Genomic DNA, 11,759 nt, shown 5'->3' with positions numbered 1-11,759 from the left:
TGGGCGAAAGCCAGGCGCTGATCGATCTGGCGCGCAAATGCAGCAACACCGTGGTAATTCCCGAAGGCATACATTGCTGCGGATTTGCCGGCGACAAAGGCTTCACCACGCCGGAGCTGAACAGCCATTCGCTGCGTACGCTCAAGGACGCGGTGCAGCACTGCAGCGAGGGCATTTCCACCAGCCGCACGTGCGAAATCGGCCTGACCCAGCACGGTGGCATCGACTATCACGGGCTGGTTTATCTGGTGGATCGGGTGACACGCGCAAAGGCCGTCTGAAAAAAAATAGAACTCTTGAGCGAGACGGCAATCCACAGAACAGGCCCCGACAAATCGGGGCTTTTCCTCCATTCGGTGGCTCGCCCAGCGGTCAGCGAAGCCTGGATCCCTCAGTTCAAGGAGATACACATGAAGCGTTCTGTACTGTTAGGTCTGTTCGTTACTGCCTCGATGATGGCGTCCACTTCGTTCGCCGCAGACAAGCCTGCCGATCTGTGCGATGCCAATATTCAGACCATTCAAAGTGGCAAGGCGCAGTTGTCGTCGAACCCAGAATTGAGCCAGCGCGCTGAAGCCAGTGTGACTAGAGCTCAGTCGCTGAAGGCCGAAGGCAAAATCGACGACTGCGTTGCCGAAACCTCGCAAACCATCGTCGAACTGCGCAAAGCCACCGGCACCAACAACTGATCCATATTGACGGGCCAACCTGCGGGTTGGCCTCGTCGGCAGATTGACGTACACTGTGCACGCTTGTTGCCCGATCAGATTCACCGGGCAATGAGTTCGGGGCCGTTTAGGATTCGACGCCGGTTGCGAAACTCTAGGTGCATGCCGACTTGGTAACAGAAGTCGTAAATCCACTGTTGCAACTACTTATAGTTGCCAATGACGACCAATACGGTGTTGCTCTCGCTGCTTAATTGCAGCTGACAATGCTCCTGGTACCTTCGGGTCCAGCAATCATCAGGGGATGTCTGTAAACCCGAAATGATTGTCATATAGAACAGAATCGCCGTGCAGTACGTTGTGGACGAAGCGGCTAAAACTTACACAACTCGCCCAAAGCACCCTGCCCGTCGGGTCGCTGAGGGTTAACTTAATAGACACGGCTACGCATGTAGTACCGACAGCGGAGTACTGGCGGACGGGGGTTCAAATCCCCCCGGCTCCACCACTTCATCATCTAAAGACGTCCACGGACGTCTTTTTTTGTGCCTGAAATCCAGTAAATACGGGGGTTTCAGGGCTATTGGGCTCCACAGCGCTTCATGCAGATCCATTTTGAAATGTATTCCAAGGCGTATTCCAAGCCCCTGACTGGTAAATTTTGGAATACACAAACAGCGTTGGAGTACCCATGGGAGCCCGAGCAACACGCCTTTCAGACCTTAAAATCAAAGCCGCCAAGCCCAAGGACAAGGACTACACATTGACCGACGGCGACGGCCTTCAGTTACGAGTCCGAACCAACGGTTCGAGGCTTTGGAATTTCAACTACATCCATCCCGTGACCAAGAAACGGATCAACATGGGACTGGGGACATTCCCGGAACTCAGCCTGGCTCATGCGCGAAAACGCACGGTTGAAGCCAGGGAGCTGGTTGCCCAAGGACTGGACCCGAAAGAGCAACGCGATGCAGATCGCCAAGCGAAAAAAGCTGCGACAGAGCACACCTTTCGAAACGTCGCGACAGCCTGGTTTGAACTCAAGAAAGACTCCGTGACAACCGCCTACGCTGAAGACATCTGGCGCTCGCTCACGCTGCACATCTTCCCGGATCTACAAGCTACCCCGATTTCTGAAATCAGCGCGCCTCAGGTCATCAAGTTGCTTAGACCACTTGAAACCAAAGGCAGCCTGGAAACGGTCAAGCGCCTGACCCAACGCCTCAACGAAATCATGACTTACGGGGTGAACTACGGACTTATCCACGCCAACCCCCTGAGCGGAATTCGATCGGTCTTCAAAAAACCAAAGAAGAAAAACATGGCAGCATTGCCCCCCGATGAGCTCAACGAACTCATGGTGGCAATCGCCAACGCCAGCATCAAAAGAACCACCAGATGCCTCATCGAATGGCAGCTCCACACGATGACTCGGCCAGCAGAAGCTGCAACCACTCGATGGGCTGACATCGACGTCGGAAAGAAGATCTGGACCATTCCACCGGAGCGAATGAAGAAACGTCGCACACACATCATCCCGCTCACGGAGCAGGCTTTAGCTCTCCTTGAGGCCATCAAACCCTACAGTGGACACCGAGAGTACGTGTTCCCCTCGGATCGTAATCCCCGCACTCACTGCAACAGCCAGACCGCCAACATGGCGCTGAAACGTATGGGGTTTGAGGGGCGACTCGTAAGCCATGGAATGCGCTCCATGGCCAGCACGATCCTGAACGAGCACGCCTGGGATGCAGAACTCATTGAGGTAGCTTTGGCTCACGTTGACAAAGACGAGGTAAGAAGCGCTTACAACCGCGCAGACTACATTGAACGTCGACGCCCGATGATGGCCTGGTGGAGTGAGCACATTCAAAAGGCGGCCACGGGGGATTTTTCAATCGCAGCAATCCATGAAAACAGAAACCGGAAAGTCGTCTCGATTCGATAATCAGATTCAAATTGATGGCGACGACGGCGACAGCGGCGACAACCCTCGCCGTCCCTGATCAAGGGCGAGGCGACGAACTGGCGGTCGTCGCCAACGCAACTCCCGATCCTGTTTTTCCGCTATAGCAGCTGTAGTCGAAGCCTTCGTAGCAGCGTTTTGCAGCGGCTCGCTTGGCGATCTTACACACGGTAATAAATCTATCTCGAGCCACCGAGATCCAAGGTCGTCTACGTAAATTGCCTACGCAAAGGCCCGGTTGATCGCGAGTATCGAGCGGGGTACACCAACACCTCACGAGGAGCAGTTAACGACGATCCCGAGTAGTTCCAGAGCGCTGAAAACACATCCCATCGTCGTGCTTTCTCCTTAGTAGCGAGGAAAAAACTGACCTCATAAGGAGATGGTTCTCGATGCAATTGTGCGAAAAATGCGATCCGCCACCGCGCCCTCTTTTGGATTATCAGCCCCAACCCTTGAGCTACCCGGTCGAAGCGCTCGGTGAGCTCTTGGGAGGCGCGGTAGAACGGATGGCAGAGGTGATCGGCGCACCAATTGCCATGGCCGCTCAATCGGTGCTGGCCACTGCGGCTCTGGTGACTCAGGGCCACGTCAACGTACAGCTCGACGGTCGCACCTACCCACTGTCTCTGTATCTGCTAACGATCGCATCATCAGGTGACCGTAAAAGTGCAGTGGATCATCAAGCCCTCTCGGCAGCACATAGCTGGGAGCGAGAGCAGTGGTCTGTGTACACGGAAAAGCTCAACGCCTACCAATCTGCTATCCGTCTTGCGGCCAGAGCCCAGCGACAGGCAAAGCATGACATCTGTGAACTCTCCGAGCCCGTCCAGCCCAGACTAATCTCAACCGACCCTACCATCGAAGCCCTCATAAAAAACCTGTGTTATGGGCTGCCAAGCATGGGCCTGTTCAATGACGAAGGCGGTCAATTCCTCGGCGGCAGCACCATGAGCAAAGAGAACCAGCTCAAAGCCATCACCGCGCTTTCGAAAATCTGGGATGGCAGCCCTATAGACCGGGCACGCTCCATGCCCGGGGAAAGCCTTCGAGCCTATGATCGTCGTCTCAGCATGCATCTGATGCTGCAGCCGTATCTCGCCAACCAGTTCCTCAAAGATCCGATGATCAATGGCCAAGGTGTACTCGGCAGATTCCTGATCAGTTGGCCTGAACGTTTGATAGGTCAACGCCTGTACAAGGCGGTAGATCTGACGCAAGACCCCAAGGTCCAGCGCTACCAATCGCATATCACTGATCTTCTGAAGAAACCGTTAGCGACCAACAAAGACGGATCACTCAAGCTCACGACAATGGAATTGACGCACAGCGCCCGCATGGCCTGGATTGATATTCACGACACCATAGAGTGCCAGTCTGGCGAGTTCGGCGAGCTGGCAGGCGTTCAATCCGTCGCAAGTAAAGCTGCAGCGAATGTACTGCGCATCGCGGGGGTTCTGGCGGTAATCGAACAAGCAACTGCCTTGAACGAAGAGCATATTCAGCGCGCTTCAACGCTAATGGATTATTACCTCGCCGAGATTCAACGCCTGACTGAGCAAGAACCGGTTAACACCCTACGAGAGGAAGCGGATCGTTTGTTACGGTGGTTGAAGCAGAAAGGCTGGACGCGCTTTACCATCCGAGACATCAATCGCAACGGCCCACGCTTTGCACGCAAGAGCAGTGATCACACTGCCACGCTCCTCGTTGAGTTACTCACAACGCAATGTGTGAGATGCAACGACACGAAGAATTTCGAGGTGTGCCGTGTTCCGTCTGAATGACGCAGTACGCCGCTTTCAGTCGAAAAATCAGACGCTGCCTATCCTGCGGTGTGTCGCCAAGTCCGCCGTCAATCTGTCGCCAGATACCAACCGTGGCATTCCGCAGGTTGTCGCCAGTGTCGCCGCTGTCGCCACGCCCAGCTCAAAACCTGTCGATATCAAACTGCTGATCCAGCAATTGCGTAATGACGGGGTGGAGTTGCTCCATTATGAAAATACTCTGCACATCCGCCCGAGGCACTCGCATTAGCTGGAGCAGATCCACGGATGTTGGAAAGCCATTCTTCATTTCCTTCAAACGAGTGAAATGTAATGAACAGGGTGTGGATCGGTCAGCTTGAGAACCACGACGTCGGCTATCTCCGACTGCTGACTGATCAAAGTCTCGCCCGCTGCACCAGAATCAGAAGACGAAAGTGCCGGACGCAAAAAAAACTGTGCCCAAGATTCAGGAACACTCGATAGCCGGTTTTCGAATTGACGGCAAATGCCAGTGGCTGCAATTTACAAGCTCACACTAGCCGCCAGGATCTTCGAGACGGCGCTGCGGTATCCCGCAGGATCCTCCCAATACGCATCGCTTCCGGAAGCGCGAATAGTCGACTTGAACGTCGATGGAAGCATGATATTTCCCCACCCAAGACGGGCCTCCCCCGTCTTGGGGCAGGCCTTTTTTAATTTGGAGGCCTTAATGAAAAATCGACTGGCAATGTACAAAGCCCTGAAGGCGATCAACGTGCCCGAGCAACGAATCGAAGCAGTTATCCAAGCGATGGATTCTGATATGCATTTATCTACTGCAGGTACATCTGATTCCGACTTCGCACAATTTCGGGCAGAGCTATCCCGGCTTCGGGTGAGTCTCACTATAGATATTGGCGTGATGCTCTCCCTTGCGCTGGCGATTCTCTTCGCCGGGATTGCGTTTATCCACTGACAAAGTCTCTCTTCCAGAAAAATCAGAAACCATCTGTTCTAGGACAGGTGGTTTTTTTCGCTCAGGTATCAGGCACTGGATCCCGCAGACAGTGTTGACTAAGCGCGGCGCCTAGCTAGAGGTGCATGCGTGGCTAGGGGCAGCAATCGGCCAGGAGCGGCCATCCAGCGTCTACGAATTCAGGGCCGGTTCATATTGAGGTCAGGACTGTAGAGATGTTGGATGATAAACAAAAATATTATTGAACCAAGACAACTGGCGACGAAGCTCGCTGTGCAGGGCTATGAGGCTTGACCCAGTTCACCCTGTCTCTATCAGCTTCCGTGCAATCCACTCCGCAACCTGGCACGACGGCGTTTCCGGCACTGAAAGCTTCTCCAAGGTTGGCCGCATCCTGTCCGAGGCAAAGGCCATCATCGACAGACGCTCGCTGCCGCTCATAGCAGCGCTTTAAACCCGTATAGAGCCGGAAGCTCATGATGCCATGAAGGCTCTAGCAAATGACGTGCGCCGGGCAAGTGCTTCACGCGTCAGTGTCTGAGTTCTGTAATTGCGAAAGCCCTCAATGTGTCGTTCGCTGTCTCTTGTACTGATCACGGAGAAATCTGGGGCGAGCGCGTCAGAGCACTCGTTTTTTTCAGATTCTTAAAAATATTTTCGTCGATTTGAAAACGTTGTAATTGCAGGATGAATCGTCATATCGAAGGCTCAAGCTAAGGCATCAGAGCCTCAAAAGGGCCGCTCAGCAACAGGCGATTTAATGTGCGCACGGTATGATGTGCACAACCCGCTGAATCTGGTCAGCGCTGAGGCAGCCTCGGGTGATCCGATGCTCAACATGCTGCTTCGCCCCCCTTCTCTACACGGGTCAACAGATGCGCTCGCGACGTCTCGCGGACGCAAAAACAGACTTACCTATGGTGTACAATTAATGCAATTCAAGAAATCTGCTTTCATCGCAATCGTGACCTCTTTGATCATGGGGTGTGACTCCGGCAAAAAAGTCGAACTCGAAGCCGGCTCGAAAATTACCGCAACGTTGTGGAGTGTCAGTGACACTCTTTTTGGCAAGGATCTCGCCGTTCAAACAGGTATGCGCGGGATTGAGCAATACGACGTTCCAACTCAAAACGCGCTGAAAAAAATGAATTGCAACCTTGCAGTCGAACCGAAGTGGGATGTGCCTCTCAGCCGGTTTGTCGCGGGCACAGCGAAGCTGGCTTGCGATAACGATACCGTTGAAATCCCCGCAGTCCTGATTGATGAAGAAGGCAAAGCTGGGGTCCCAACGCTTGCTTTGGATCAGCGCATCACTGTGAGGTTGACCGACTCGACAAAGATCACAATCAAGTAATCCGACAGCCCGAGTTGCTTCACACAAGCGCCTCCCCCCGCCTTGTGACGGCATACCACAATTAAGAAAAGAAATAACAAAAAAGGCGCACCCCACAGGGGATGCGCCTTTGATTTTTAGCGGTTCAATACCCGTTGATCATCTACCCCAGTCCGCTATTGGCCGCATACAGCCCTCACGCGAAGGTCCGCTATTGGCCGATAGCTGCCTAACTTGGATGACCACTTTTGGTCGATGCGGGCTTACGCGGGCATGCTATTACTCTGTTCATCTTTTCGCAGCGATTTGAGCCACGGCTCGGTTGTCCAGCAACGCGGCATTCACCGCGTCGCTGGACACTTGGTTAGAGGTTACTGCGTTGATAGCGGATCGAGTGGAGGTCAACTCCTCGTCACCATCAAACAGCGACTCCTCTAGAGAGTTAACCACTCCGTTGGAGGTCGGATCGAACATTGATCCACTGGCCTGCAACGTTGGTGCTGCCTTTAGCTGTTCGGACAGCCCTTGGACGCGCAGGACCTGCCCTTCGCGGATGGCTTTCTTCAGCAACTTCAGCGGTTGGCGCTCCACCAGTTTGAGCAAGGCCGGTTCAATATCGCAGTACAGCATCTGCTTTTCCCCATCGTTTTGGACCACGCGCCGGCTGATCAGATGGGTACTATGAAAGACTGTCTGTTCGATACAGTTCATCGACAGGCTCAGATCAACGCAGGCGTGGTCGGCCGGCAGGTCAATGCGCATGGCGTAGTGCGCACCGAACGTTGCGTGCTCGTAGCGAATGAAATCCCCTTTGTGTACCCGCTCCAGCACTTCCATGGCAAGGATTGGATTGTCAGTCTGCAGGGTCAGGAGCGTTTCATTGGGCTCGGGCTTGATCTCCACTCGCAGTTGGCGCTCCAGAGTTGAGCGACAGGCGGGGCTGATGAATAACAGGTCACCCCAACCGTGCAGGGGCGCGCTGATCCAGCCTGCGGCCGCCGCGCCATCCAGCAATCCATTGCATAACGCCTGGTGATAGTCTGCGTAATCCCAATACTGGTGTTGTGTTGGTTTAGACACGATAAGCATCTCGATCTGCAGCAACTGGCCACCGAGCACAATGACTTGAGAGCAGTTATTGTCTTCGTCCGGGAACTGGATGTACTGGCGGCGCAACGGCGGGTGTATCACCGGTTCGGCGCAGGGCACGCCGAACACCAAGTACGCGTGGCCTTGGTAGAGGAACGGAATAAACTCCTCTTCCTCGTCATTGTAGCGGCGCTCCTGCGGCCACTCTTTCAGGCACTGTGCGAACCATCGGGCATGCATTTGCATCCGCGCAGATTCGGGAATCAGCGGTTCCACGAAGTCTGGCAGGTCGTCCCAGTCGTCTCCACGTTGATATTCGAACAGATAGTCTCGGCTTGCCTGATACCAAGGAGCGACCTCCCACATGATTTTCAGGTCGTCACCAAAGGGCTCAGCAGTCACTGGCTCGACAGTGATCTCTGCATCAAAGGTAAATAACCGCGGCCAGAAAATCCGAGTTCCCAACAGCAGTAGAACCTTCCCGTTAACACAGACTCGACTTTGAATCACCGCCAGTGGGTCAGGCCCCATGTCGGTAGGTAGCCACTCACTTGGCGTGATGGCCTGCAAAACGTCCTGCAGTGTCACTGGGTTGCCCGGTACCGCGAATACTTTCCGCAGCGCTTCACAGAGCTCTGGCAAATTGCGGTTAGTGATGATCAGTTGGCTGACCGAGGCCGCCAACGTGCATAGATGTTTGGCCAGATATGCTGTTGCACCCAGGGACTGGGGCAATTCGGCCAGTTGCAGCGGACCTTGAAGAGGGGGCTCCTGTTCGAGTCGGGCACACAGATCTGCCCAATCGGCACAGCCATAGGGGCCGCGCGCTAAAACGTATTTGGCAGTTGTCAGGTCGATATCGAACAAATCGCGCAGTTGCTTAGCCTGCACTTTGATAGTTTCGCGGCGTGTAGTCGGTACCATAAGTTCTCCGTTGCTCCCAAGGAGCGACATCGGAGACGCCCACCCGCCATCCCCGATGCCCGGAAGAGGCTCAGGTCAAGAGATTGCTGCGATGATCATGGTTCGATGCGGTTAGCTGCGGCCGGTGAGGCCTCAAGGGGTGGGCAGCCCGTCGACCATGTAGCGACGTATGGCAAAACTAGCGCAAAGTGATTTGCGACGCAAGCTATTGGAATCACGCGAAAAAATTCGCCCGTTCAAAACCGACTTTCAGGTTCAGTCTCGGAGGATAATCGCCACGGGCCTGTCTGACGGGACTTACGCCTGCGCGCCAACACTGGCGGACACGGAGGCTTTACGGTGCCCTGCTCCTTCTTCCTCACAGCTCCCTGCGCAGGCGTGGCTTGGGAACCATGCCGCCCCTGCGCAGGGAGCCGACAAGGCCGAAGGCCGCGTCAGTCCCTCAAGCAATGATATGTATGCCCCTACCCGAAAACGCGCATGAACCGGGCCGTCACTGCAAACCGCAGTGACGGCCCCGCCGACGCCTCAACATCACGGGCAAATCCTGAATCCTAAAACGTGCGGCTTACATGATGATGCCCCCATACACTGGCCCAGCAAAAACCTATGACGACAGGTTCGAGAGTCGTCATCCCAACAGCGCAAAACTCCTGCAAGCGCTGATCCAGCAGGATGGAGTTAGCCAGGTATGCAAGGTTCCAGAAGCATACCGACCCATACCCATGGGACGGAGCCGCCTTTGTCTGTAGACCTATTCCCTAATATGCCGCTACTACGCTGTCCCAGATAGCAGACCTTTGCGCAATGGCAACTGCTTCCACTTAACAATCCCATCAATTTCCTTGGAGTACTCATCCGTATCAAAAACTAACTCATCCCGCTCCACCTCCGTCCGACCTTCCAGCAGGAAGGAAGACGGACGTCTCAGCCGAGACACCGGTGTTTCCTGAACACCATGCCCCTGCCCTTTGGGATCTCGCCTAGCGAGTTGGCACCAACACTTACCAATGATTTTCAGGAAAGGACAACAGCACAAAACAAAGCTAGTGAGTGGATGGGATATGGACGATTTGACCTACACCCTGCGGCAACTTTGCCGGCGCAATCGCGATGGCAGTCACAACACTCAGGCTGACCGTATCCGCTCATTGGGGCTGATCGCTCGCCAGCTGCGTGAGGTTGGCTTCCGCCAGATGAAAGCCCCCTCGCTCAAGGGCAAACACGTACAGGCACTGCTGGATCGATGGCAAGGCGAAGGCCTGTCAGTAGGCACCATCAAAAATCGGCTTGCGCACCTTCGATGGTGGGCTGAAAAGATCGGCAAGGCTGGCATTCTCCCCGCGGACAACACACAACTGGGTGTGGCCGAACGGTGCTTTGTCACTAACTTCAGCAAAGCTCAGGAACTGGGAACAGATCTTGGCAAGATCACCGATGTCCATGTACGCATGAGTCTCCGGCTTCAATCGGCGTTTGGACTACGCCGTGAGGAAGCGATCAAATTTCAGCCCAAATATGCGGATCAAGGAGATCACATTCTCCTCAAGGGCTCATGGACGAAGGGTGGGCGTGATCGCTCTGTTCCGATCACTACTTCGCAACAGCGCGATGTGCTGAACGCGGCACATCAGCTAGCGGAAACCGGCTCATTAATCCCGGCCCAGAAAACGTATATCCAGCAGAGAAATACCTACGATGGTCAGTGCAAGGCAGCAGGCCTGAGCCACATGCATGGGCTGCGTCATCATTATGCACAAAGCCGTTATGTAGCTTTGACAGGATGGAAGGCACCGGCGGCAGGAGGAATCTCGTCCAAGGAATTGACCTCAATGCAGCGTTCTCAAGACCGTACTGCTCGCCAAATTATCAGCCGTGAACTAGGTCATGAGAGAACACAAATTACCGCTACGTACCTCGGCCGATAATTCAGCCCGCTCTACGTCGATCCTCAACAACCCGAATCTGAAGGAGGTAGTGACCGAATGTCGTGAGACGCCTCACACAACATTAGGAAACAGTCCAAAACCGATTACCGGATTGACAGCAAAAGGCCTCAGGCGCATTTTTGCTATGCATCTAGCTGATTCGTTCAGCACCCCAAGCCGCCAGGATCTTCAGGACGGCGCTGCGGTTCTCCGCAGGATCCACCAAATGACCGCATAGCTTCCGGCAGCGCGGACAGTCGACTTGAATGTCGATGGAAGCATGACTTTCCCACCCACGACGGGCCTTTCCCGTCGTGGGGAAGGCCTTTTTTTGTTTTTGGAGGCCTTAATGAAAATGGAACTGGCGATGTATCAGGCGCTGCGTGCAATCGACGTACCTGAGCTCAAAGCCGAAGCTGTTATCCAAGCATTGGAATCTGACATGCTCACACTACTCGCTACGAAAAGTGATCTCACAAACCTAGAGCTGCGACTGACTGCTGAACTGACTAAAGCCGATCATCGGCTGACTTCCGAGATATCTAAAATTGATCATCGGTTGACTGCAGAGATCGCTAAATCTGATCTCAAATTGTCCATTCGCATGGCTTCCATGCTCGCGGTGACGATCGGCATTTTGATCGGCGCGATGAAAGTTTTCGTATAGTTTTCTTAACGATTACTGAAACCAAGAAATCACCTGTCCTACGACAGGTGATTTCTTTGCGTATCTTGTCGCCGGGCAAGACAGTGCGTTCGACCAATCACGGCTCTGATAGATTACCGAAGATTATTTAGCAACTCCGTGGTAACAGAGAACATGTGTCCTCCCACGTTGAAATCTCCGCACCCACGCCAATAGCTCGACCCCAGCATGGCAGGAAACGCATGGGCTTCCAGGGCCTTCTCTGCAGCTTTAGCTCGATGGCGATCATCTTCCTGAATCTGCGTGGCTGGGATCCGGAGCTGATCGAGGTTGCGCTGAGCGATGTCGTCAAGGACGAAGTCCGAAGCGCCTACAACCGAGCGGATTACATCACCGATTGAGAGGCCAGTGCCTGGGCACGCTGATGACCTCGGCCATGCGCCACCGCAGGTCCAATAATCCCACCCAGTGCCTGCGCCGC

At 54.3% G+C, this 11,759-nt stretch carries 10 protein-coding genes, 1 other RNA gene and 1 pseudogene; 11 read left to right on the top strand and 1 reads right to left on the bottom strand.

Annotated features, from left to right (window positions below):
* The 8 genes from D6877_RS10955 to D6877_RS10915 form a co-directional block, all read left to right on the top strand.
* Window positions 1-281: hypothetical protein (locus tag D6877_RS10955; RefSeq protein ID WP_130910772.1), on the top strand; the 281-nt coding region annotated here is incomplete at its 5' end.
* A gap of 129 nt (window positions 282-410) precedes the next feature.
* Window positions 411-689, top strand: coding sequence for a hypothetical protein (locus D6877_RS10950; protein WP_130910771.1), 279 nt, complete (start codon window positions 411-413; stop codon window positions 687-689).
* Window positions 690-787: 98 nt separating this feature from the next.
* Window positions 788-1,176, top strand: a transfer-messenger RNA (tmRNA) gene (gene ssrA / locus D6877_RS10945).
* A 183-nt stretch (window positions 1,177-1,359) separates the two neighbouring features.
* On the top strand, window positions 1,360-2,616 hold the full coding sequence (locus D6877_RS10940; protein ID WP_130910770.1) for an integrase domain-containing protein: 1,257 nt from the start codon (window positions 1,360-1,362) through the stop codon (window positions 2,614-2,616).
* A gap of 410 nt (window positions 2,617-3,026) precedes the next feature.
* Window positions 3,027-4,421, top strand: a complete 1,395-nt coding sequence (locus tag D6877_RS10935; protein WP_130910769.1) for a YfjI family protein — start codon at window positions 3,027-3,029, stop codon at window positions 4,419-4,421.
* Entirely contained in the window at window positions 4,405-4,671 is a 267-nt protein-coding gene (locus D6877_RS10930; RefSeq protein WP_130910768.1) for a hypothetical protein, read from the top strand. The genes D6877_RS10935 and D6877_RS10930 overlap by 17 nt, the downstream gene beginning before the upstream one ends.
* 441 nt (window positions 4,672-5,112) lie before the next feature.
* A complete protein-coding gene (locus tag D6877_RS10925) occupies window positions 5,113-5,358 on the top strand; it encodes a hypothetical protein (protein WP_130910767.1) in 246 nt (81 codons plus the stop codon).
* 931 nt (window positions 5,359-6,289) lie between these two features.
* Complete coding sequence (locus D6877_RS10915; protein WP_130910766.1) at window positions 6,290-6,712, top strand: hypothetical protein; 423 nt, start codon at window positions 6,290-6,292, stop codon at window positions 6,710-6,712.
* 267 nt (window positions 6,713-6,979) lie between these two features.
* On the opposite strand, the gene D6877_RS10910 is transcribed toward D6877_RS10915, so the two are convergent.
* Complete coding sequence (locus D6877_RS10910; protein WP_130910765.1) at window positions 6,980-8,704, bottom strand: hypothetical protein; 1,725 nt, start codon at window positions 8,702-8,704, stop codon at window positions 6,980-6,982.
* 1,064 nt (window positions 8,705-9,768) lie between these two features.
* On the opposite strand from D6877_RS10910, the gene D6877_RS10905 reads away from it, so the two are divergent.
* The 3 genes and pseudogenes from D6877_RS10905 to D6877_RS10895 form a co-directional block, all read left to right on the top strand.
* On the top strand, window positions 9,769-10,632 hold the full coding sequence (locus D6877_RS10905; protein ID WP_130910764.1) for a phage integrase N-terminal domain-containing protein: 864 nt from the start codon (window positions 9,769-9,771) through the stop codon (window positions 10,630-10,632).
* Window positions 10,633-10,981: 349 nt separating this feature from the next.
* On the top strand, window positions 10,982-11,299 hold the full coding sequence (locus tag D6877_RS10900) for a hypothetical protein (protein ID WP_130910763.1): 318 nt from the start codon (window positions 10,982-10,984) through the stop codon (window positions 11,297-11,299).
* A 215-nt stretch (window positions 11,300-11,514) separates the two neighbouring features.
* Window positions 11,515-11,670 (top strand): annotated as a pseudogene (locus D6877_RS10895) (integrase); the annotation flags it as partial.
* Window positions 11,671-11,759: the final 89 nt, after the last annotated feature.

It is taken from the genome of Pseudomonas sp. Sample_9, from assembly GCF_004307535.1.
Taxonomy (GTDB): domain Bacteria; phylum Pseudomonadota; class Gammaproteobacteria; order Pseudomonadales; family Pseudomonadaceae; genus Aquipseudomonas; species Aquipseudomonas mercuritolerans.
The sequence above is the reverse complement of the archived record's forward strand: the minus strand, read 5'-3'. Positions and strand labels throughout refer to the sequence as shown.